Origin of the sequence: Nocardia callitridis, from assembly GCF_039543305.1 — a bacterium.
GTDB classification, from domain to species: Bacteria; Actinomycetota; Actinomycetes; order Mycobacteriales; family Mycobacteriaceae; genus Nocardia; species Nocardia callitridis.
In genome coordinates this window covers 1,186,223-1,209,075 of the sequence record NZ_BAABJM010000002.1, presented here as the reverse complement: position 1 = coordinate 1,209,075, position 22,853 = coordinate 1,186,223, and the positions used below count along the sequence as shown (strand labels likewise).

16 protein-coding genes are annotated in these 22,853 nt (G+C 66.6%); 11 read left to right on the top strand and 5 right to left on the bottom strand.

From position 1 onward, the window contains the following. Positions 1 to 90 precede the first annotated feature (90 nt). Complete coding sequence (locus tag ABEA50_RS14240) at positions 91 to 2,730, bottom strand: aminotransferase class III-fold pyridoxal phosphate-dependent enzyme (RefSeq protein WP_345495811.1); 2,640 nt, start codon at positions 2,728 to 2,730, stop codon at positions 91 to 93. A gap of 1,009 nt (positions 2,731 to 3,739) precedes the next feature. Then, positions 3,740 to 4,744, bottom strand: coding sequence for an NAD-dependent epimerase/dehydratase family protein (locus ABEA50_RS14235; RefSeq protein ID WP_345495810.1), 1,005 nt, complete (start codon positions 4,742 to 4,744; stop codon positions 3,740 to 3,742). Between the two features lie 283 nt (positions 4,745 to 5,027). Between ABEA50_RS14235 and ABEA50_RS14230 the strand changes: the two genes are divergently transcribed. Continuing rightward, complete coding sequence (locus tag ABEA50_RS14230) at positions 5,028 to 5,357, top strand: type VII secretion target (protein ID WP_345495809.1); 330 nt, start codon at positions 5,028 to 5,030, stop codon at positions 5,355 to 5,357. After that, the gene (locus tag ABEA50_RS14225) at positions 5,354 to 6,946 is read left to right on the top strand and encodes a hypothetical protein (protein WP_345495808.1); all 1,593 of its coding nucleotides are present in this window, start codon (positions 5,354 to 5,356) and stop codon (positions 6,944 to 6,946) included. The genes ABEA50_RS14230 and ABEA50_RS14225 overlap by 4 nt, the downstream gene beginning before the upstream one ends. A 391-nt stretch (positions 6,947 to 7,337) precedes the next feature. Here the strand turns inward: ABEA50_RS14225 and ypfJ are convergent, their stop codons facing one another. Beyond that, positions 7,338 to 8,264 (bottom strand): KPN_02809 family neutral zinc metallopeptidase, encoded by a 927-nt coding sequence (gene ypfJ / locus ABEA50_RS14220; RefSeq protein ID WP_345495807.1) that lies wholly within the window; start codon positions 8,262 to 8,264, stop codon positions 7,338 to 7,340. Positions 8,265 to 8,425: 161 nt separating this feature from the next. Between ypfJ and aspS the strand changes: the two genes are divergently transcribed. Together aspS and ABEA50_RS14210 are read left to right on the top strand one after the other, a co-directional pair. After that, complete coding sequence (aspS, locus tag ABEA50_RS14215; RefSeq protein WP_345495806.1) at positions 8,426 to 10,231, top strand: aspartate--tRNA ligase; 1,806 nt, start codon at positions 8,426 to 8,428, stop codon at positions 10,229 to 10,231. 87 nt (positions 10,232 to 10,318) lie between these two features. Further along, a complete protein-coding gene (locus ABEA50_RS14210; protein ID WP_345495805.1) occupies positions 10,319 to 11,287 on the top strand; it encodes a DUF389 domain-containing protein in 969 nt (322 codons plus the stop codon). Between the two features lie 36 nt (positions 11,288 to 11,323). On the opposite strand, the gene ABEA50_RS14205 is transcribed toward ABEA50_RS14210, so the two are convergent. Further along, the gene (locus tag ABEA50_RS14205; RefSeq protein WP_345495804.1) at positions 11,324 to 12,550 is read right to left on the bottom strand and encodes a DUF2189 domain-containing protein; all 1,227 of its coding nucleotides are present in this window, start codon (positions 12,548 to 12,550) and stop codon (positions 11,324 to 11,326) included. Between the two features lie 192 nt (positions 12,551 to 12,742). Between ABEA50_RS14205 and ABEA50_RS14200 the strand changes: the two genes are divergently transcribed. The 7 genes from ABEA50_RS14200 to ABEA50_RS14170 all read left to right on the top strand — a co-directional run bounded on the left by ABEA50_RS14200 (position 12,743) and on the right by ABEA50_RS14170 (position 22,179). Further along, entirely contained in the window at positions 12,743 to 13,912 is a 1,170-nt protein-coding gene (locus ABEA50_RS14200; protein ID WP_345495803.1) for a phosphotransferase family protein, read from the top strand. Positions 13,913 to 14,108: 196 nt separating this feature from the next. Further along, on the top strand, positions 14,109 to 14,438 hold the full coding sequence (locus ABEA50_RS14195) for a hypothetical protein (protein ID WP_345495802.1): 330 nt from the start codon (positions 14,109 to 14,111) through the stop codon (positions 14,436 to 14,438). 84 nt (positions 14,439 to 14,522) lie between these two features. Then, complete coding sequence (locus ABEA50_RS14190; protein WP_425577610.1) at positions 14,523 to 15,866, top strand: replication-associated recombination protein A; 1,344 nt, start codon at positions 14,523 to 14,525, stop codon at positions 15,864 to 15,866. A gap of 580 nt (positions 15,867 to 16,446) precedes the next feature. Next, positions 16,447 to 19,110 (top strand): alanine--tRNA ligase, encoded by a 2,664-nt coding sequence (alaS, locus tag ABEA50_RS14185; RefSeq protein WP_345495801.1) that lies wholly within the window; start codon positions 16,447 to 16,449, stop codon positions 19,108 to 19,110. Positions 19,111 to 19,169: 59 nt separating this feature from the next. Next, a complete protein-coding gene (gene ruvX / locus ABEA50_RS14180) occupies positions 19,170 to 19,694 on the top strand; it encodes a Holliday junction resolvase RuvX (protein ID WP_345495800.1) in 525 nt (174 codons plus the stop codon). After that, the gene (gene mltG / locus ABEA50_RS14175; protein WP_345495799.1) at positions 19,691 to 21,316 is read left to right on the top strand and encodes an endolytic transglycosylase MltG; all 1,626 of its coding nucleotides are present in this window, start codon (positions 19,691 to 19,693) and stop codon (positions 21,314 to 21,316) included. Before ruvX ends, mltG begins: the two co-directional genes overlap by 4 nt. 29 nt (positions 21,317 to 21,345) lie before the next feature. Then, positions 21,346 to 22,179, top strand: coding sequence for a shikimate dehydrogenase (locus ABEA50_RS14170; RefSeq protein ID WP_345495798.1), 834 nt, complete (start codon positions 21,346 to 21,348; stop codon positions 22,177 to 22,179). A 207-nt stretch (positions 22,180 to 22,386) separates the two neighbouring features. Here the strand turns inward: ABEA50_RS14170 and ABEA50_RS14165 are convergent, their stop codons facing one another. Next, complete coding sequence (locus ABEA50_RS14165) at positions 22,387 to 22,614, bottom strand: hypothetical protein (protein ID WP_345495797.1); 228 nt, start codon at positions 22,612 to 22,614, stop codon at positions 22,387 to 22,389. Positions 22,615 to 22,853: the final 239 nt, after the last annotated feature.

Below are 22,853 nucleotides of genomic sequence, written 5' to 3'. Positions count from 1 at the left end.
GTGTATCGAGGGAAGTGGTGTCGCGGCGCGGGCCGAATCCGACTGTGCGACAGCCGGGTTCGGACCGCGTCGCGGGACGCGTGCGGCGGGTCAGTACACGAAGAACTTGTGCCGCTTCATTTCTCCGACGCTGGTGCCGAACGAGTCGATGACGGTGTCGAGATCGTCGTAGGTGTGTGCGTCGTTGAGCAGAATGGTGTGCAGTTCGGGTAGATACACCTTGTTCAGGCGCATGTAATAGGCCAGTGCGAGGGTCGCTTTGACGTGGCTTCCCGCGGTCTGATCCCGCGCCAGTGCGGGCTTGGCGTAGTCGAAGCCGATGCTGAACAGGGTGTGTTTTCCGCTCACCGTGGCGGGCACACCTTCCCGCTCGGCGACCCGTTGCAGGCCTTCGCGCAGGTAATCGGTGCGTGCGTCGAGTTCGGAGTAGATGCTCGGGTTGTCCCGCAGATGACGCAGTGTCGCGGCACCCGCCGCGGTGGAGACGGAGTTCCCACTGGTGGTGCCGCCGCAGAAGGCGCGGGTGGCCCAGTCCTCGAAGGGATCGTTGGTGGTCCGCGCGGTCGACATCGACCGCAGATCACCGACCACCGCGCCGCCGGGCAGACCGCCACCCACGATCTTGCCGAGGCAGGTGATGTCGGGTGAGACGCCGGTCAAGGTCTGCACGCCGCCGTAGCTGACCCGAAAACCGCTGACTACCTCGTCGAAGATCAGCAGCACGCCACACTCGTCGCAAACCGCGCGCAACGCGCGCAGGAATTCGACGTCGTAGTCGACGGCCATCGATGGCATCGGCTCGATCAACACCGCGGCCAACGAGTCGGAGTTCGCGCGAATGCGTTCGATCGACAACGGCGACCCGTACTGCAACACCAGGGTGTTGTCGACCACATGGCGTTGTGCGCCAGCCGAATTGCTGATCGGCAGTGGTTCGCTCGCCGTGCCGCTGTAGCGGAACCACGACGACACCATGCCCTGGTCGGACCAGCCGTGGTAGTGACCCTCGAACTTCGCTATCCGGTCCTTTCCCGTGCCGGCCCTGGCGATCCTGGACGCGGTGAGCACCGATTCGGTCCCGGAATTGGTGAATACCACGGCCTTTTCGCCGCCGAAGGCTTCGCTGATCAATTGTGCGAGGTCGACCTCGGCGGTATTGCCGATCGCGTTGACCGCGCCCTTCGCCATGGCCGCGTTCACCGCCTCCACGACGACCTTCGGTCGGTAGCCCAGGATGTGTGGCCCGAAACCGCTGGCCAGGTCGATGTAGGTATTACCGTCGATATCGGTGATCGTGCTGCCCTCGGCGCTCTCGACGATGAGCGGATAGGCACTGGGCAGAACGTAGCGGTCCATATGGGTCTGGGCGATCAACGCGCGGTCGCGATCGCGCTTGATCGCCATCGACTTCGGCATGTGGTCGGCGATCTTGGTGTCGAACAGTGTCTCGAGTTCCTCGCTCATGAAGGGCGAGAAGCGGTCGGTGAATCGGCGGGCGTTGGTCCAGATGTCTATCTCGGGGTCGACCGCGCTGATCAGACCCTCACCGGTGAGGAATGCCAGGCCGAGCAGGGTGAAATCGGTGGTCAGACGCCAATTCGCGGTGCGAAGCACCCTGGTGGCGTCGTCGAAGAAACCCATGGTCGACCACGTGTCGGCCTTTTCCTCGAAGTGGTAGCGCAACACGTTGATCAGTTGGCGCCGATACCGCGACGCCAGGGTCGAATCCGGTTTCGGCGCCACGGTGAACGCGGCGATGAAGCGGTCGACGGCGCGGTCCCACTGCTTTTGGATGCAGCCGTAATAGAACGAGGCCAATGCCCACTTGCCGTCTTCGGAGAGCGAGCCGACCAGACCGTAGTCCAGCATGATGATCTCGCCGTCGTTGGTGAGCATCATGTTTCCTGGGTGCGGGTCGACGTGGAACAGGCCGTGGAAGAACGCCATGGTGTAGAAGGTGTCCTGCATGCGGCGGGCGAGTTCGGCCCTGGGGTAGGTGCACTTCTCGAACTCGGTGCCGGGGACGGCGTCGTCGATGAACTCCATCACCAGAATGTTTTCCGAGCACAGGTCTCGGTGTACGTGCGGAACCCGGACGAACGGGTGCGCCGCGAAGTTCTGTCCGACCTGCTCCTGACGCTGCGCCTCCAGGCGCATGTCGCATTGTTCGATGAGGAACGGGCGCAGTTGCGCGAAGTGACTGAGCGCGTCGTAGGACCGTGCGGCGGGGATGAGTTTCTGCAGCGTTGCCAGCATCGCCGAGGTGGCGACGGTGCTGGCCGAAAGACGTTCGCGAACACCTGATTTCACTATTTTCAGCGCGACGTGTTCGCCGGTGTCCAGTTGGCCCCTGTGTACCTGGGCCACCGTGCCCGCGGCGAGGGCGACCGGGTCGAACGAGATCAACCGGTCGAGCAGATCGGGATGGGCGACCTCATAGAAGAGTCGTTCGGTCTGCGCCGGTGGCATGGCGGGCATGTCGGCGAACAGGTCGCGGAACTCGGCGATGGCGTCCGCGTCGAACAGGCCGGTCTGTGTGCCGAGAATCTGTCCCGCCTTGGTGTACATCGGGCCCATGCGCAGCAGGAATTCCCGCAGGTCGGCGGCGACGCGTTGTTTCGACCCGTCGCGCCGATAGTTTCGGTAGCCGCGCGCTCCGTAATAGGGGAGCCACGTGGCGAGGCGGCCCACCTCTTGGACCGCACCACGTTTACCGGTCAGATCAGACATAGTAGATATTCCTCCCCCGATTTTCCGCAGACGGTTGTTGCAAATCCACGTTGACCCGAACGTGCTTCCGTCGGAGAACCGGTTCTCATGTACCAGATGTTCACAGGAATTGAATGGGCTGTACTCGCGAGGAACAGCTGCGCGTCGCTGCGCGGTAGTGGCTGAGCTATGCCAGGAAGGAGTGGTTCCGGGTGTGTTCGGAGCGCTCTGAATACGTTGTGGCACAGTGGTTTACGTCACATGCCGCCGAGTGGAGGCATGGTGGTACCCCGTAGCTGATCCGATTGATTCGCATCGTGAAGACGCGCGGCACTGCGTGTTCGACGCACGAGAAAATCAGCCGCATGCGCGCTGCCGTACCGTTGGTTTCGGTGCGGATCGCGTATGCGGAAAAGGACACGGCGGCAGTTGTGCCTGCTGTGTCGTGTGCGGCCACCCGTGGTCGTCGCACGGCCGGTGACCGAAATGTGGCGCGGTGAACCATTTTCCGTAGGGGTTCTCCCTACGGCTCGGTATGCCGAGAGCTACCGATTCACCGCGACGGACATCCATTGAACATGTGGATTTACCCCTCTCCAGCGGATCCTCGCGTTGGCGAAGATTCCGTGACGAACCCCTGACACATCCCAAAAGTAGCCGATACTTTCAGTAACACGCAAGGTCTGGTGTTCCGGGTCACCACGACCGGCGCAAATGCCGAGGTTGGCACCGATTTCGGTGTCGCACACCGGGTCTCGGCTCACGGGCTGGGCCGTTTCGGCGACAACGCGGTCGCGACAATATGTTCGGGAAAGGTGACTCGTGGTGTGCCGACAGATGTCGGTGAAATGAACATCGCACAGCTGCCGGGTCTGTTGGCTGGCCGTGAATCATTAGGCGGCTCAGTGCCGTTCGCTTGCGCGATGACCGGGGCGGGTTGGCTCTCCCCTGGACGTGAGTCGCCGCGTCGACGGTGCGGTGTCGACGCGGCGATATCCGGGGTGTGCTGATCGGGCTCGGGCGGGTGGGGTTACCCGACCGAGGCGGGGGCCGAGTGAGTCGCGTCCTCCGGGTCGGCGAAGAAGGCGACGAGGTCGCGGACCGTCTCGTCCAACGGGCGCGGCTGGTAACCGAGTTCGCGTTCGGCCTTGCCGTGGTCGACGACGGGAGCGGAGACGAGCGCGCCGAGCGCGGCCTTCGAGACGACATCGGAGCCGAGCAGCTTGCCGATCGGCGCGAGTACCGGAATCAAGCCGGAGATGAGCTTGGGGGAGATGGTGAAGCGAGGGCCCTTCGAGCCGCCGTGGCGCGCGGCGAGGCGGCAGAGGTCGAACATCGAGACCATCGACCCGCCGAGCAGGTAGTTCTCGCCGGTGCGGCCGTGTTCGCCGGCGAGGACCAGGCCCTTGGCCACGTCGCGCACGTCGACCAGGTCGAATCCGCCGCCGACCATCGCGGGAATGCGGCCGCGCGCGGCGTCTTTGAGGCTGCGATTGATCCTGGACAGCGGCTTGCTGTAATCGAGGGGGCCGAAGACGCCGGTCGGGTTGCACAGCACCGCGTCGAGGCCGCGATCGATCACCGAGCGCAGCGCGATTTCGCCGTTCCACTTGGAGCGGTCGTAGACCGGAAGCGTGGGATCTGTCGAACGGCTGGCCGTTTCATCGATGTGTCCGCCGCAGCCGTATTGATCGAATGCGTGGATCGAGCTGGCGTGCACCATGCGGCGGGCACCCACGGCCAGGGCGGCCTCGGCGACGACGCGTACGCCCTCGGTATTCACCCGCCAGGCCAGGTCGTGCTTGTCGGCCAGGGTGATCACCGCGACCAGGTGGTAGACGACTTCGGCGCCCGTCAGGGTGGCACGCATCGATTCCGGGTCGAGGACATCCCCGGTGACCCAGGTGACGTTGGGGTGTGCCGGGGTGTCGGGTATCGCTCGATCGATGGCGACGACCTCGTCGCCGCGCTCGGTGAGCAGGCGGAGCAGGTTGGTGCCTAGGTACCCGGCTGCGCCGGTGACTGCGACCTTCATGCTTCGAGAATATAGAACAGGTTCTAATTTGTAACCCGAACCGGCCCTTCGGGTTCTTTCGTGCGGGCCCGCCTCGGGTGGCTGGTTCGGGATTCGGTCGGTCGCTCCACTCGAAAGTTGTCGGTGACGTCGGCTATATTGGGCCCAACCGTGGCGGCCATGCCGGTTCGGCGCGCATGCCGTTCAGCAGGGAGCACACGGCCATGACCGCCGATGTTCCCGACACGTCAACGGGCGATGATGTTCACGACACGATGTTCACAACGATTTGGGGGGCAACTCGATGAGTGATCTCTCGGTAGAGACCGAAGCTGTTCGCGCGTTCGCCGCGACGAACCAGGGGATCGCCGGCGATATCGCGGGGGCGGCGAATTTCGATGCGGTGCGCAATGTTTCCGCGCTCGTGCCGGTATTCGGCCTGATCGGCGCCGACTATCTGGCGATGTTCGCGGCCGCACAGGTGTTGCAGGCCAAGGACATCAACGACCTCGCTGGCAAATACAACAAGCTCTCGGAATCGGCGTTCAGCTCGGCCGCTGCCTTCGACGGTGTCGACTGGGACAACGCCGGTGCGCTCGGCGCGATCGCCGGGGAGATCGGCGGCGCGGTATGAGGTCACTCGATACCGGCGTCGATACCGGGGTGATCGCGCCCGAGAGTCAGTCGGCGCTGCACGCCGTCGACCACTCCGCCAGCCAGTCCGTCGGTGAGCAGGCCGCGGCCGACGGCATGCAGGACGCCGCCAACCAGGCGTTCGTCGACGTCTCGCTGCCACAACTGCCCGAAGACCTGCCGCCGGTCGAGCCGCCGGAATTCTGGTTGTCGCGCAAGGTCTCCGAGGACACGCAGAACGGCGCAGGGGTGCCCGGCGGCATGCCGGGTCCCGGTGGGCTCGACGGTGGCGATCCATCCGGCCTGCCGTCGGATGTGTCCGCGTTGCTCGGTGACACCGGAGCGAGTATTCAGCAGGCCGCCGCGCCGCTCACGGAATTCGCCAACGGCGCACTCGGTTCCGCGCGGGGCGCGCTGAACAACGCGCTCGGCGGCGCCAGTTCCTCCGGCGCGGCACCGGCCTCGGCCGCGGCACCGGATATCGCCGCGATGCCCGCCGACCCCGCCGCCGCTCTGACCCAGGGCCTCGCCGTGGCCGGGCTGCCGGGCGTCGACGTGCTGATGAAGCCGATCCTCGATCTGCTCAACAGCTTCGGCACCGGCGTGATGGGCGCCCTCGACCCGACCCAGATCTTGAATCAGTCCTCGAAGCTCATCGATTCCGCCATGCAGGTGGGCAAAGGTGCGATGAGCACGGTGGAACAGGTCTGGCAAGGCAAGGCGGCCAACAGTGCGCAGACCGCGAGCCAGCAGGCGACCACCGAAGGGCAGGAGACCAGCCAGCGCGGCATCGATATCTCCGAGATCACCCAGCGCGCCGCTTCGGTGGTGCAACAGGGCAATTCGCAGCTGCTCAGCATCGCCGCCTCGTTCGCGACCCAGGCCTCGACGGTCGCTCCGGTGATCCTCACCCCGCCCGCGCAGGCGTACCTGATGGGGTTGGCGACCGATCACCTCGGACACGCTGTCAGCGTCGTCAATTCGACCAGGGGCGATCTCGCGGGAAAGACCGCTGAACTCAACGGCGCGGTCTCGCAGTTGATGGGGCCGGAAGCGCAGCAGGCGGCGCAGTCGGCCGCCGAGAACATCGGTCAGCCGGTGCTCGACCAGGCCCAGGGTATGGCGTCCGAGGCGGGGAGCAACCTGTCCTCCTCCGGGCTGGATTCCTCGTCGCCCGGCCTGTCCACCACCACGGCCTCGGCCGGCTCCCCGCATATTCCCGGCCTGTCCACCGGTGCGCCCGGCCCCGGCCCTGGACCCGGCCTGTCCTCGATGCCGAAGATCCCCGGCTTGCCAGGTAGCGGATTGCCATCGATTCCAGGGATGCCAGGCGTGCCAGGAATGGCGGGCATGCCGTTCGGTCCCGGCGCGGGAAGCACCGCGCCGGGAGGTAGCAGCTTCATGGGCCCCGGCCCGGGTCCCGGCCGTGGCGGTGGTGACGACGAGCACGGGCGTACCGTGCAGCCCTACCAGAGCCGCACCGGCAACGACGACCTCACCGGCCCACTCGGCGAATCGACCCCGGACGTCATCGGTGCGACGCACTCCGACGAAATGGTGGGCTCGGACTACGAGAACGACCAGTTCTAGTCGGTGGCAAGAACTTCGAGTAGCGCCGCTCTCCGGCATTGCCATGTCGGAGAGCGGCGACTCGAGAAACTGCGTCCTGGTACGTCCGGTAGGTAGGCTGCCACTCTGCGAAAGACCCTTCGCGTTGAGTGCCGAAAGGCGAAGTGCGGCTGCTTTTCTGCCGCCTCCGGTGTATCTACCTAGTTCCATCGGCCGCGCCGAGTTCAGCGGCCGCAACAGGCCGTGCTGTGGTGTGTAGATAACACTTGGCGCAGTCGGGCTCTGCTGAATTTTCGGCACGTGGCCACGCCCCTAGGCGAGGCCCGCGTCGCCGCGTCCGGCGCTCAGGGACCTGTGGGTTCCCGCTCCACGTGGATGATCACCGACCCTTCGGCAGACGGCAGGCCCGCGGTCAGCGTGCTCCGGCGGGGTTGTCCAGGCTGCGCGCCGAGTAGGTGTCACAGGCGTTCACCTGGCCGGACTTGTATCCCGCGAGGAACCACTTCTGGCGTTGGTCCGAGGAGCCGTGGGTCCACGCTTCCGGGTTGACCCTGCCCTGGGCGGCTCGTTGGATACGGTCGTCGCCGACCGCGGAGGCGGCGGAGAGGGCGTCTTTGATGTCGGTGTCCGACAAGGGCTTCAGGAACGGTTGGCTGCTGCCCGGTGCGGGGGACTTGTCGGCGAAATGCGCCCAGACACCGGCGTAGCAGTCGGCCTGCAGCTCGGTGCGCACCGCGCCGGACTCGGCACCCTTCGGGTCGTTCTGCGCGCGGTTGATGTCGCCCAGTTGGGTTTGGATGTGGTGGCCCACCTCGTGTGCCACCACATACTCCTCGGCCAGTGGTCCGCCGCTGGCACCGAAACGGGCGGTGAGCTCCTGGAAGAAGCTGGTGTCGAAGTAGGCGGTCTGATCGGCGGGGCAGTAGAACGGGCCGACCTCGCTGGTGGCGTTGCCGCACCCGGTGGAGACGGCGCCGGAGAACAGGCGCAGCGCGGGCGCCACATACCGGGTGCCGGTCTGCTCGGGGAGCTGAGCGCCCCACACGGTGTCCAGGCTCTGCGCGGTCAACACCACGCGGCAGTCGATGTAGCGGTTGGCGTCCGCGCCGGTCTTGCAGTGTTCCGGTGTGCCCTCGGTGCCCGCCGTAGTCTGTTGATCGCTGCCCGCCCCGGTGAATTGACCGAGGACCGAACCGGGATCTCCCCCGAGCAACAAGGTCAATACCAGCACGATGAGACCGCCGGCGCCGCCACCGAGGGCGAGCTTGCCGCCCCTTCCCGGGCCGCCCCCCGAGGAGGCCCGATTCGGGTCGATTTGCATGCCCTCGTTGAAGGTCATCGTCGTCACTTTCTCGTCGTGGCTACATCTGGGTTATGCGGTGCCGATATAGCTTGGCACGGGCACGGCGATATCGGTTTCCGCCCGGCGCATTCGTCTCACTACGATGAGACCGCACCCGGTCGCACGACACAGGTGCCCGAGCCGTCGAAAGGAACCCCGTGCTGCGCACCCACTTGGCTGGTTCGCTGCGAAGCGAGCATGCCGGTCAGACCGTCACCCTCACCGGATGGGTGGCCAGGCGGCGCGACCACGGTGGCGTGATCTTCATCGATCTGCGCGACGCGTCGGGTGTCGCGCAGGCGGTTTTCCGCGAAGGTGAACCCGCGCAGCAGTCGCACCGACTGCGCGCGGAGTTCTGCGTGCGGATCACCGGCATCGTTGAACTGCGACCGGAGGGCAACGAGAACGCGGAACTGCCGACCGGAAGTATCGAGGTCAACGTCACCGAGCTGGAGGTGCTCAACGAGAGCGCGCCGCTGCCGTTCCAGCTCGACGAGCAGCCCGGCGAAGAGGTGCGACTCAAGCACCGCTACCTCGACCTGCGCCGCGAGGGCCCAGCACACGCGATCCGCCTGCGGTCCAAGGCGAATGCCGCGGCGCGCTCGGTGCTGGCCGGACACGAATTCGTCGAGGTGGAAACCCCGACGATGACCCGGTCGACCCCCGAAGGTGCCCGCGACTTCCTGGTGCCGGCACGGTTGCAGCCGGGCAGCTTCTACGCGCTTCCGCAGAGCCCGCAGCTGTTCAAGCAGCTGCTGATGGTCGGAGGCATCGAACGGTACTACCAGATCGCGCGTTGCTATCGCGACGAGGACTTCCGCGCCGACCGGCAGCCGGAGTTCACGCAGCTCGATGTCGAGATGAGCTTCGTGCGTCAGGAAGACGTCATTGTGCTGGCCGAGGAGATCCTGTCGGCACTGTGGAAGCTGATCGGCCACGAGATCCCCACCCCGATCCAGCACATGACCTACGCGGAGGCGATGCGTCGTTTCGGCTCCGACAAGCCGGACCTGCGTTTCGGTGTCGAGATCACCGAATGCGCCGACTACTTCGTCGACACCCCGTTCCGGGTATTCCAGGCGCCGTACGTCGGCGCCGTGGTGATGCCGGGTGGTGCGAGTCAGCCGCGGCGTCAGCTCGACGCGTGGCAGGAATGGGCCAAGCAGCGCGGCGCCAAGGGTTTGGCCTACATCCTGGTCGGCGAGGACGGCACGCTGGCGGGCCCGGTGGCCAAGAACCTGAGTGAGGCCGAGCGCGAGGGGCTGGCCAAGCACGTCGGCGCCGAGCCGGGCGACTGCGTGTTCTTCGCGGCGGGTGAGCCGAAGGCCCAGCGTGCGCTGCTGGGCGCGGCGCGTGGTGAGATCGCCCGCAAGGTCGGTCTGATCGACGAGAACGCCTGGGCGTTCGTCTGGATCGTGGACGCTCCGCTGTTCGAGCCCGCCGCCGAGGCGACCGCGAGCGGCGATGTGGCGCTGGGACATTCGGCGTGGACGGCGGTGCACCACGCGTTCACCTCGCCGAAGCCGGAATCGGTCGACACCTTCGACACCGACCCCGGTTCCGCACTGGCCTACGCCTACGACATCGTGTGCAACGGCAACGAGATCGGCGGCGGCAGCATCCGCATCCACCGACGTGACGTGCAGGAGCGGGTGTTCCAGGTGATGGGCATCAGTCCGGCCGAAGCCGAGGAGAAGTTCGGATTCCTCTTGGACGCCTTTGCCTTCGGCGCACCGCCGCACGGCGGCATCGCCTTCGGCTGGGACCGGATCGTCGCGTTGCTCGCCGGACTCGATTCCATTCGTGAGGTCATCGCGTTCCCGAAGACCGGCGGCGGTGTCGACCCGTTGACCGACGCGCCCGCGCCGATCACGCCGCAGCAGCGGCGGGAATCCGGCATCGACGCCAAGCCGACGCCGAAGGGTGCGGACGCGAAGGTCGCCGCGGCACCGCCGGAGAAGTAACCTGCTCGATCCCTCGCGGGCTGGACGGTCTCGCGGGTGTGCGCACCCGCGAGACCACCTACCGCGCCGAGACTACAGGGGAGCGCCGTGCTTCATCTTCGTGTGATCAGCCCGGCGGAGACGACCGACCAGGCGATGGCGGTCCTCGCCGAGGACCCCGGCATCACCCATGTGACCTTGGCGCGGGGAATCGCCGTTGCTCCCTCGGGCGACCTCATCCAGGCCGATATCGCCCGCGAGGGCGCCAACGACGTGTTGGAACACCTCACGGCACTGGGGATTTGCCGCGACGGCGCGATCACCTTGACACCGGTGGAGACGGTGTTGTCGGAGGCGAGCAAGACTGCGGCCAAGGAGTCGCCGGGCGATCCGTCGGATGCGGTGGTGTGGGAAGAACTCCTCACGCAAACGCATGAGGAGTCGACCCTCAACGTCACCTTCCTGGCGTTCCTGACGATCGCCTGCCTGCTCGCGGCGGTGGGTGTGGCGACGGATTCGCCGGTGACCATTGTCGGCGCGATGGTGGTGGGGCCGGAGTTCGGCCCGTTGGCCGCGTTCGCGGTCGGGTTGGTGCGCAGGGACTCTCGACTCGCGCGGCGGTCGGCGATCGCGCTGCTGGTGGGCTTTCCGGTGGCCATGGTGGTGACGTTGCTGGCGACCCTGGTGTGGGAAAAGCTCGGGTGGATCACGCTGGCGGGGGTGGAGAGCGTGCGCAATGTCGACTTCATCTACAAGGTCGGCCCATTTTCCCTGGTCGTCGCGTTGCTCGCCGGTGCGGCGGGCATGTTGTCGCTGGTCTCGGAGAAATCCGCGGCACTGGTTGGCGTGTTCATCTCGGTGACCACCGTCCCCGCCGCGGGTTTCGCCGTGATCGCGGCGACGTTGGGGCAGTGGCATATCGCGTTCCTGTCCGCCGGTCAGTTGGCCGTGAATCTCGCGGGCATCGTGATCGCGGCGACGCTGGTGTTGGTGTTTCGTCCCGGCGCGGGTAGCGAGCGCGGGCCGATCGGCCGGTTCGCGCGCTGGCTGCGAAGTCGGTTGTCCCGCAACCGATAACGCGCCAGCGACGCGAACAGGACGTGTGTGAACGGGTCAGTAGGCCGTGATTCGGCCACCGTTGAGTGTGCGATAGGAGAAGGTCACCGCGAGCGCGGACAGTGGGCCCACCACCAGCAGGCCGATACCGCAGGTGAATACCGTCGCGACGGTCATGAGCAGGACCGCCAGCGCCAGCAGCGATACCTGAACGGGGTTGGCGACGACGAGCAGCACGCTGGACTTGATCGCCTGGAACGGCCCCATGTCCTGATCGAGCACGAAATTCAGCGAGAACATGCACAGGACGCCGACGGCGATGCCGGGGATGACGCAGAACAGGGCGCCGATGCTCGCGAGCACCAGAACCAGCACCGCGGTGAGTAGGACATTGCCCGCGTTGAGGTTTCGGAAGAACGAGCCGAAAGGTGGTCGGTTGCCGTCGGATTCGTACAGCGCGCCGCGAAGCATGGCGGCTTGCAGTAACCAGAAACACACCGAGACCGCGAGGAAGAGCAGTAGCACCGGCAGCATCGAGGTCGGTTCGGTGAGTTGGACGACGATGACGAACGCCAGGTAGATGACGAACCCGATCGCGGTGACGCCGAGCCATGCGCCCGCGTTGGTGCGGAAGGTGTCCCAGCCGTAACTCAGTGCCTGGCCGACATCGAGATTGCCGGATCTGCCTTTGGCGCGCTGGTAGCCGTAGGTCGGCTGGTCGCCGATCGGCATGGTCTGAGCCTGGTGGTATTCCTGTTGTCCTTGCTGATATCCGGATTGCTCGGGGTATTCCGGATACGGGTTGTACTGCTGATAGTCGGCGTACTGCGGGGTCTGATACTGCTGGCCCCTGGCGGGTGCGACCGGGGTTGCCGTCGGTGCTGCGGGTTGCTGAGCCGCTGCCTGCGGGCCCGTTCCTGGTGGGCCGTAGGTCGGCTCGGCTCGGGGGTAGCCGGTGTCGGGCCCTTGGTCGTATTGTCCGGTGCCGGAAGGTGTTTGCGCGCCACCGTGGTGTTCGGTACCGGGTTGTTCGGCAGCAGGGGGCGCCGTACTCGGCTGCGCGTGGCTCGGTGGCGCCTGGTGCGCGGAAGCGGTCTCCGGCTGCTCGACGCCGTACTGCACGGTGCCGCTCCCTTCCAGGTGCGGGTACCCCGTACCTGGCCCGGGGGGCTCGGGTGCGCTGGCGCTGCCGCGGCGCTCCGGCTCGGCACGGGTGTGCTCGTCGGCGGGATCGGGGGCCGTGCCGCCGGAGTCCTTCGGGGCGTGCGGCGGTGTGTCGGTCATGCGGTGGACCTTTCCACTCAACTGGTTTGCGGTGTGGCGCAGAGCAGTTGACGATGAGAGAACCTGACGGCTGCAATGGTGTCAAGCGGGCGGCCCCGCGTGCACCAGGCGTGCGGTGGACACGCCGGGCGACACGGAAAGGTTGTCGAACCGCTCGCTAGAAGTGACCGGATGCGAGTAGCTTGAAGGGCGATGACCGCACTATTGGCCGAACGCGCCGCCGAAGTCGTGTCCGCAGCGCAGCAGTTGCTCACAAAGCGAATGGGTGCTCCGGTAAAGCTGAGCGATCCGATGGAACTCAGTGGAAGTGGCAGGACCACCGTCCTGCGTGTACGGGTAGCGGAGAACGCCTTCTCGCTACCGCGAACCCTCATTATCAAGCAGGTCCGAGGTTCTGCTCGCGACCCCAGAATCGGCGGCTTGGCGCCGGGTGTCGTCAGCATCGATTCCGCATTCCTCCGCGAGGCGGTGTCCTACCAGTTCAGCACGGCGCTCAGTCGGGAGCACCGTCCCGGCGCCTACCTGATCGCACACAGTCTTCCCGAGCGGCTGCTGATCCTCAGCGACCTCGGTGACAACAGCAGACTCACCTCCGTGCTCCAGGCCAGGATCGAACCCGCCGTCGGCAATGGCCTGATGGCGTTCGCGCAAGCGCTCGGGCGGATGCACGCCGCGACCGTGGGTCGCGAGGCCGATTTCGTCGCCTTGCTGCGCAGGGTGGACGTCGCGCATCGGGTCGACGGCATCGCCCAACAGGCCGAATCGGCGATCGCCGAGGTGCCCGGCCTGCTCGATCACGAACTCGGTATCGACGTGCCCGGCGAGATCGCCGAACGTATTGTCCGAGGCAACCGCCTGTTCTCCGCGGGGCGTTTCCGCGCGTTCAGCCCGTCGGACCTGTGCCCGGACAATGTGATCCTCAATGAGGAAGGCGCGCGCTTCCTCGACTACGAGTGGGGTGGATTCCGGGACGCGACCCTCGACATCGCCTACGCGCTCGTCTCGTTCCCCGGTTGCCTGTGCGATATCGAATTGTCCAGGGAACGCGCGGCACTGATGGTGGAAGCCTGGCGTGCCGAAGTGGTGGGAGTCTGGCCCGCGCTGGCCGACGACGAACTTCTCGCCGAACGCATCCTCGAGGCGCGCCTGATCTGGGTGTGGTTGTCGACCTACTGGTTCCTGCCCGCCGACCACGGCCGCATCGCCGCCGCCCGCGAGCACGGATTGTCGGTGCCACGTTCGGAGGCGCTGATCAATCGTTGGGCGGCGCTGGCCGAGGACGCACGGTGCTTCGGCGACGATGCCGTCGGCGACTTCGCCGAGGATGTGTCGGCGCGGTTGGAAGAGCGCTGGGGCGACTAGGTCGAACTCGGCGATGATGTGGTCGGTGACGATGCGGATATGGTCGGGCCGACCTCTCTCGAGGTGCCAGTTCCGCAGAGTCGCTGTGCAGGAGATTTGAGCCCGAAACTTGTCGGTGCCCGTTGGTATTCTTCTCGTGGAGGCGCAGCTCAGAGGCGGTATTCGACCGCTACTGCGCCGGGAGCGGGGAACTGGTGTGAACACTGTGCTGATCGTGGTTTTTGCCGTGTGCGCATTCTTGGTGGTCGACGGAGTGGTGCTGATGCTGGTGCTGCGCGGAATGCGTCGACGCCATCGGCCGCCGGGGTCTCCAGGCCAGGCCGGAGTCGATCTGGGTAAGCAGATCGGCAGGCGTGGCAAGCATCGCCGTGCGGGGCAGTACGGCCTCGGTGCGGCCGGGGTAGCGGCCTTCGGTGCTGGTAGCGGAGGCGGGAACTCGGGCAACGGGTGCGGTGGCGGTGGGAGTGGCTGTAGTGGTGGCGGCGGTGGCTGTGGTGGTGGGGGTGGTTGCGGCGGCGGGGGATAGGCCGCGCGGTCGAACTACGGACGTGCGCGGCGGTGCCGCTATGGCCTCGCCGTGCTGTCGGTGCCGCTCGGTAACCTGCTTGCCGTGAGCGATGGTCTGTTCGACGTGCCCGGCGACACCGCTGACGCGGGCCACTCGATCGATGCGGTGGTACGCCGGGATACCGGCGCGCCGCTCGCGGTCAGAATGCGGCCCGCAGGACTGGACGAGGTGGTCGGCCAAGGCCATCTGCTCGGGCCCGGGTCGCCGCTGCGCAGGCTGATCGAAGGGTCGGGCGCGGCGTCCGTGCTGCTCTATGGTCCACCGGGGACGGGAAAGACCACGCTCGCCGCGCTCATCTCGCAGGCGACCGGACGCAGGTTCGAGGCGTTGTCGGCGTTGTCGGCGGGGGTCAAGGAGGTGCGTGCGGTCATCGACCTGGCCCGGCGCAGGCTGACGGCGGGCGAACAGACCGTGCTGTTCATCGACGAGGTGCATCGCTTCTCCAAGACCCAGCAGGACGCCCTACTCGCCGCGGTGGAGAACCGGATCGTCCTACTGGTCGGCGCGACCACGGAGAATCCGTCGTTCTCGGTGGTGTCGCCGCTGTTGTCGCGCTCGCTGGTCTTGCAACTGCACTCGCTCACCGACGCCGACATCCGCGCGGTACTCACCCGCGCCGCCGCCGATCCACGCGGACTTGCCGACGAGTACACGATCACTCCCGAGGCCACCGAGCACATCGTCCGGGTGGCGGGTGGTGATGCCAGACGTGCGCTCACCGCGCTGGAGGCCTCCGCCGAATCCTCGCTCGACGGCACCGTCGACCTCGAGCTCGTCGAGGCCAGCGTCGACAAGGCGGCGGTGCGCTACGACCGAGGCGGCGACCAGCACTACGACGTGATCAGCGCGTTCATCAAATCGATTCGCGGCTCGGATGTCGACGCCGCGCTGCACTATCTGGCGAGGATGCTGAGCGCGGGGGAGGACCCGCGCTTCATCGCCCGCCGCTTGATGATTCACGCGAGCGAGGACGTCGGCATGGCCGATCCCACCGCACTCCAGGTGGCTTCCTCCGCCGCGCAGGTCGTAGCCATGGTCGGCTTGCCGGAAGGTCGACTCGCGCTGGCGCAGGCGACGATTCATCTGGCGACCGCGCCGAAGTCGGGTGCGGTGGTGGCGGCCATCGGTGCGGCGATGGCCGACGTGGCCGCTGGCAAGGCCGGGGCGGTGCCGCCGCATCTGCGTGACGGGCACTACGCGGGCGCGGCGAAACTGGGCAACGCGAAGGGCTACCGCTACCCGCACGACAATCCCGACGGCGTGCTCGCCCAGCAATATCCCCCGGACGAGCTGGTCGGCGTCGATTACTACGCGCCGACCGATCACGGGCACGAACGCGAGGTCGGACCGCGAGTCGAGAAACTGCGGCGCATCATCCGCGGCTGAGTGTGCTGGGTGTGCCGCGTTATATGACCTCGATATCGCGGTCCGCAGTTGCGGCGACCGGTTGACCAGTCGCTCGGCGCGGTAGATCAAACCCGGTCGCAGAGCCGCCCGAAGATGGTCTGGGTGTGCTGATGGGTTGCCGTTGCCGGGGTGCTGGTTCGAGGTCGCGGCGTGCACGGGGCGCTGTCGCTGCCTGCTGCTCGAACCCGCGCTCGGCGAGCCAATGCCCGCGCGCAGGATGATGCTGGTGACCCGCGGTTACCGTATCCGCGACCGATGCCAGTTCCACGTGTCGGACGCCGCACAGCAGAGCTGGCTGGCAACGAGTCGGACATGGCTGGCAGCGAGTCGATCGCGAGGGCGGTCTGACGGGGCGGGAAGGGTGGCCTCGCCGAATGTGGCTGAGTGCTGTCACCGGCTGACCGCTCGTATCGGTCGAGGTCGACGGCGGGTCGTGTGCTGTTGCCGGGTGCGAAACACGGGACAGCGAACCGCGATGAGCATGCGCGACGGGGAGTCAACGCATGCACCGCCGAGTCGATGAAAAATGACGTGCACCCCACCGGTAAGCTGGATACCTGTGCAGACCCACGAGATTCGACGGCGCTTCCTGGACCATTTCGTCCGGGCCGGCCACACCGAGGTGCCCAGCGCCTCGTTGATCCTGGCCGACCCGAACCTGCTGTTCGTCAACGCGGGCATGGTGCAGTTCGTCCCGTTCTTCCTCGGGCAGCAGACCCCACCGTGGGACTTGGCCACCAGCGTGCAGAAGTGCGTGCGCACCGGTGATATCGAGAACGTGGGCATCACCACCCGGCACAACACTTTCTTCCAGATGGCGGGCAATTTCAGCTTCGGCCAGTACTTCAAGCGCGGCGCCATCGAGCACGCCTGGTCTTTGCTGACCGACAGTGTCGAGGACGGTGGTTACGGTTTCGATCCCGAACGCCTGTGGGCCACCGTCTATTACGACGACGACGAGGCGGCGCAGATCTGGCGCGAGACCGGTATCCCCGATGAGCGTCTGCAACGGCGCGGCATGGCCGACAACTACTGGTCGATGGGTATCCCCGGCCCGTGCGGTCCCTCCTCGGAGATCTACTACGACCGCGGCCCGGAGTTCGGTGTCGACGGCGGTCCCGAGGCCGACGAGGACCGCTACCTCGAGATCTGGAACCTCGTTTTCATGCAGAACGAGCGCGGAGAGGGGATCAGCAAGGACGATTTCGAGATCCTCGGCCCGCTGCCACGCCAGAACATCGACACCGGCCTCGGTATCGAGCGGGTGGCGTTCCTGTTGCAGGGTGTCGACAACGTCTACGAGACCGACCTGCTGCGCCCGATCATCGAGCGTGCCGAGCAGGTCACCGGCCGGACCTACGGCGTTTCCGCCGAGGACGACGTCCGGTTCCGCGTCATCGCCGACCACGCGCGCACCGGTGCCATGCTGATCGCCGATGGCGTGAATCCCGGCAACGACGGGCGCGGCTACGTGCTGCGCCGCCTGTTGCGTCGCATCGTGCGTTCGGCGCGGTTGCTGGGCGCCGAGCAGCCGGTGATGGGCACGTTCATGAAGGACGTCAGCGAGCTGATGGCGCCGTCCTATCCCGAGCTGGCCACGGATTTCGCGCGCATCGAGACCGTCGCGGTGGGTGAGGAGACGGCGTTCCTCAAGACGCTGAGTACCGGCTCCACCCTGTTCGAGAACACCGCCGATGCGGTGCGCGCCGAGGGCGGAACCACGATTCCCGGCTCGGAGGCGTTCACGCTGCACGACACCTACGGCTTCCCGATCGATCTGACGCTGGAGATGGCCGCCGAGGCCGGTCTCGCCGTCGACGAGGACGGGTTCCGTTCGCTGATGGCCGAGCAGCGCAAGCGCGCGAAGGACGACGCGAACGCGCGTAAGCACGCGCACGCCGATCTCACCATCTACAAGGAACTGCTCGATCGCGGCGCCACCGAGTTCACCGGCTTCGACGAGCTGACCTCCGAGGCGAACGTGTTGGCGTTGATCGCCGAGGGCGTGCGGGTTCCGGTCGCGACCGAAGGCCATGACGTCGAGGTGATCCTCGATCGCAGTCCGCTGTACGCCGAGTCCGGTGGTCAGATCGCCGACCGTGGCACGATCACCGCCTCGGGGCTGAGATTGCGGGTCAACGACGTGCAGAAGATTGCCAAGCAGCTGTGGGTCCACAAGGCGACGGTGGAGCAGGGCCAGATCACCGAGGGCGATGTGGTGCTGGCGCAGGCGGATCCGGCGTGGCGCAGCGGTGCCACCCAGGGACATTCCGGCACCCACATGGTGCATGCCGCGTTGCGACAGGTTCTCGGTCCGAACGCGGTGCAGGCGGGATCACTGAACAAGCCGGGCTATCTGCGATTCGACTTCAATTGGCAGGGGCAGCTCTCGGAGCAGCAGCGGGCCGATATCGAGGCGGTGTCCAACGACGCGGTGGGCGCGGACTTCCCGGTGAACACCTTTGTCACCGATCTGCCGAAGGCCAAGCAGATGGGCGCGATGGCGCTGTTCGGCGAGAACTACGGCGACGAGGTGCGTGTCGTCGAGATCGGCGGACGGTTCTCGATGGAGCTGTGCGGTGGGACGCACGTGCGGCATTCCTCGCAGATCGGCCCGATCACGGTGCTCGGTGAGTCGTCGGTCGGTTCGGGGGTGCGCCGTGTCGAGGCGTTCGTCGGCCTGGATTCCTACCGGTACCTGGCCAAGGAGCGCGCGCTGCTCGCGGGTGTCGCGTCGTCGCTGAAGGTGCCGTCGGAGGAAGTGCCAGGACGTGTCGAGCAGCTGGTCGAGCGGCTGAAGGTGGCCGAGAAGGAGCTCGAGCGCACGAAGATGGCGGCGGTGCTCTCCTCGGCGAGCAGCTTCGTGGACCAGGCTGAGCGTTTCGGTTCGGTGTTGTTGGTCGCGGTCGCCGCCCCCGAGGGTGTCGCCGCTGGTGATCTGCGCACGTTGGCCACCGACATCAAGGGTCGTTTCGGTACCGATCCCGCCGTGGTGGTGCTGCTCGGCACTGTCGAGGGCAAGGTGCCGTTCGTGGTCGCGGTGAACAAGGGCGCGCAGGAGCTCGGATTCCGGGCGGGTGAGCTGGTATCCAGCTTCGGCCCGAGCATCGAGGGACGTGGCGGCGGCAAGCCGGAGATGGCGCAGGGCGCGGGTTCGCAGCCTTCTGGCATCCCGCAGGGCTTGGCCGCTGTCCGTGCCCGGGTGGCTGAACTCGCCGGGTGATGGACGACCCTGGCAGCCCTCGGCTACCGCGTTCGTCGTCGCCCGATCCTCGTTTCGTCGTGGATCGACCCGACCCCGAGACCGATCCGGGGCGGGGTAGGCGGATCGGCGTCGACGTGGGCAGCGTGCGGATCGGAGTCGCCTCCTGCGACCCCGACGGCATCCTGGCCACTCCCGTGGAAACTGTGGCGACGGTGAAGAAGAACACGCGACGCGACACGGTGTCCGCCGATGTCGCGCGGATCGCCGATATCGTTCGCGAATACGAGGCGGTCGAAGTGATCGTCGGGTTGCCCAGAACATTGCGTGCGGAGAGCGGTTCCGCTGCGACACTGGCCAACGCATTTGCCAAGAGGTTGCGGGAAATTGTCGCGCCGGTCCCGGTACGACTTTCCGACGAACGTTTGACTACGGTGACAGCTGCACGTGCATTGCGGGACAGTGGAGTTCGCGCACGTGGCCAGCGGCAGGTGATCGACCAGGCGGCGGCTGTGTCGATCCTGCAAGGATGGTTGGACGAACGGAGTGCGGTGTTGAGGTCGGTGGAAGCGGTGCGACCTGATTCGTCCGAGGACGAGGAATGACGGACCGGTGGGCACAGGCCGAGGAGCGTTTTCGGCAACGGGAGGCCGATCGCCGCTACCGGCGAGACGACTCGGCGTGGGGTGCGCAGGAAAGCGACGGCCGCCACGGTCGTCACAGTCAGGCCCCTGCTGCGCACCAACCCGACGACGAGTGGGGTGAATTCGCCGACGAGACCACGGTGATCCCGCGTTACGGCGACGAGCCGGACTTCATCGATGGCGGCTTCCTGGACGACGACTACCCGGACCAGGTGTATCCCGATCAGGCATATCCGGGCGAGCAGTACCAGGACGAGGATTATCTGCACGATGACGCGCCGGTCATCGCCCCGCCCCCGCCGCCGCGCCGTCGCGCGCAGCGTCCGCCCCCCGAGCGCGCGGAGCGTCCCCAGCGCGGGACCCGGCGCGCGGCACCCGAGCGCGCGCGGTCGACACGTGGTCGACGCTCGCGTACCGCGGCGCGCAAAGCCGCCGAGCGTAAGCGTCGCCGCAGGAACCTATGGTTGCTCGCGATCGTCGCGGTGCTGGTGGTCGGCGGTGTCGTGGTTTACGGCGCCATGAAGCTGGTGGATTCGTTCAGCGGGCCGGAGGATTTCGCCGGACCGGCGGGACCGATCGTCGTGGTGCAGGTGGAACCGGGGGACACCTCGCAGCAGATCGCCTCGACGATGGTCGAGCGCGGTGTGGTCGCAAGCACGGGGGCGTTCGTGCAGGCGGCGGTGCGGAACTCGAACATGAACTCGGTGCAGCCCGGCTATTACGGCATCCCGAGCAACAGTCCCGCGGCCGAGGCGGTCACCGCGTTGATCGCCCCGATGTCGCGGGTGGGCAATCTGGTGATCTCGGAGGGGCGCCAGTTGCACGATCAGCGGGATGTGACGACCGGCGCGCGCAAGGAAGGCATCTACCGAAAGATCGCCGACGCCAGCTGTGTCGGTGACGCGGCTGCGAAGAAGTGCGTGACCTACGAAGAGCTCGACCAGGCCGGTGCCAGCGCCGACCTCGACGCGCTCGGTGTCCCGACCTGGGCGCAGGACGCGGTGCGTAAGGTTCCTGATCACGCACGGCAGCTCGAGGGCCTGATCGCCGCGGGCACATGGGATTTCGACCCCAGCGGCACTCCGCTCGGTATTCTGAAGCAGTTGGTGTCCACGAGCGCGGCGCAATACGAGTCGACCGGTTTGCAGCCCACCGGGGCACAGACCAAGCTTTCACCGTACGAGGCGTTGATCGCGGCATCGTTGGTGGAGCGAGAAGCGTTGCCACAGGACATGTCCAAGGTCGCGCGGGTGATCATGAACCGGCTGGATATCGATCAGCCGTTGCAGTTCGATTCGTCGGTCAACTACGCGCTCGATCGCACCGAGGTGGCGACCACCGATGTGGACCGGGAGGCGGTCACCCCGTGGAACACCTACGCCTCACCCGGCCTGCCCGCGACGCCGATCGCCTCGCCGTCACTGAATGCGTTGCGCGCCATCGAGAATCCGGAACCGGGACCGTGGCTGTACTTCGTGACCGTCGACAAGGACGGCACCACGCTGTTCACCGACGGTTACCAGGAGCACTTGAACAATATCGAGAAGGCAAGGCAGAGCGGGATTCTCGACAGCGGGCGCTGAGTTAGCCGCACGGGAAGTTCGGATCGATCGTGAGGAAGCAGGTGGGCCGGGTGACCGGTGTGCGTAAGGCGGCGGTGCTCGGGAAGCCGATCGCGCATTCGCGCTCACCGCAGCTGCATCTGGCCGCCTACCGCGCGCTCGGCCTGGATTGGACCTACGAGCGCGTCGAGTGCACGGCCGAACAGTTGCCCGCGTTCGTCGACGGGCTCGGGCCGGAATGGGTGGGCCTTTCGGTGACGATGCCGGGCAAGGAAGCCGCGCTGGCCTACGCCACCGAACGGAGCGAGCGCGCGGTACTCGTCGGTTCGGCGAACACCTTGGTCCGCACCGAGGACGGGTGGCGTGCCGACTGTACCGACGTCGACGGTGTGCTCGGCGCGCTGCGCGAGGGCGGGGTGACCGAGGCTGGTGCGGCCGTGGTGCTGGGTGCGGGTGGCACCGCTCGTCCGGCATTGCTCGCCCTGCGGCAGTTGGGCGCCGAATCGGTGACCATAGTCGCTCGCGATGCCGCAAGAGCTTCTGGCACAAGAGATCTCGCCGTCGAACTCGGGCTCGCCACGCAGGTGATCGACTTCGCCGAGCGGCCGCTGCGCCGAGCGTGTGTCGACGCGGACGCGGTGGTGAGCACCATCCCCGCGACGGCGGCCGCGCTGGTGGCCGAGGCGGTTTCGGCCGCACCCGTCGTGTTGGACGCGATTTACCACCCGTGGCCGACGCCGCTGGCGGAGGCGGTCGAACGTGCCGGTCATACGGTGGTCGGCGGGATGCGGATGCTGTTGAACCAGGCATACGGCCAGGTGGAACAGTTCACCGGACAGCGGGCGCCGCGCGCCGCGATGTCAGAGGCACTGGCCGAGGCGTAGTGCTGGCCCCGCTCGGCAGCCTTCGTCGTCGCCACCTCGGCCACGGTAGTAGGTACCGTGGTGGTCGGCGATCCTGCTCGAGCTGAGTCGAACCGACCCGCTGCCCACTACCTTTGGTCGGCGGCGAGTTCAGCCAGGCTTGGTGAATTCGGGCTGATCGAGTACCGCAGCTGAGTGGGTGAAATGAGCAGGCGAGGTTTCGCTCTGCTACCCCTGCGAGACCTTCGGATGCGTCAGTTGCCACTGCATTTCGGTCTCGAGCCGCACGTCCGTGCACTTCGACGTACCGAAGGAAGGCCGACGAACAATCGGTGCGGCGGCGACCAACTCGTCGAGTCGGCGCATTCGCTGATCAGCCTGGTGCATGGCGGCCGAGCCGACCGCCGCCGCGAGGAACCGGCCGTGCCAGGCGACCCGCGCTCTCGCCGATGTCACCCCCGAGTCTCGGGTGACGCTCGGGAGCGATGCGCCTAGCGGAGTGGTCCGGGTGAGCCGGGCGGGAATTCGGAGCGGGCAGTTCAGGGTTCGTGCGGGTGATCGAGTGGCATCGAGTGGCATCGAGTGGCATCGAGTGGCATCGAGTGGCATCGAGTGGCATCGAGTGGCATCGAGTGGCATCGAGTGGCATCGAGTGGCATCGAGTGGCATCGAGTGGCATCGAGTGGCATCGAGTG

Coding starts and splice junctions, on each gene's coding strand:
- ABEA50_RS14240 (WP_345495811.1), bottom strand. CDS start 2,730: ATGTCTGATCTGACCGGTAAACGTGGTGCGGTCCAAGAGGTGGGCCGC.
- ABEA50_RS14235 (WP_345495810.1), bottom strand. CDS start 4,744: ATGAAGGTCGCAGTCACCGGCGCAGCCGGGTACCTAGGCACCAACCTG.
- ABEA50_RS14230 (WP_345495809.1), top strand. CDS start 5,028: ATGAGTGATCTCTCGGTAGAGACCGAAGCTGTTCGCGCGTTCGCCGCG.
- ABEA50_RS14225 (WP_345495808.1), top strand. CDS start 5,354: ATGAGGTCACTCGATACCGGCGTCGATACCGGGGTGATCGCGCCCGAG.
- ypfJ (WP_345495807.1), bottom strand. CDS start 8,264: ATGACCTTCAACGAGGGCATGCAAATCGACCCGAATCGGGCCTCCTCG.
- ABEA50_RS14205 (WP_345495804.1), bottom strand. CDS start 12,550: ATGACCGACACACCGCCGCACGCCCCGAAGGACTCCGGCGGCACGGCC.
- ABEA50_RS14200 (WP_345495803.1), top strand. CDS start 12,743: ATGACCGCACTATTGGCCGAACGCGCCGCCGAAGTCGTGTCCGCAGCG.
- mltG (WP_345495799.1), top strand. CDS start 19,691: ATGACGGACCGGTGGGCACAGGCCGAGGAGCGTTTTCGGCAACGGGAG.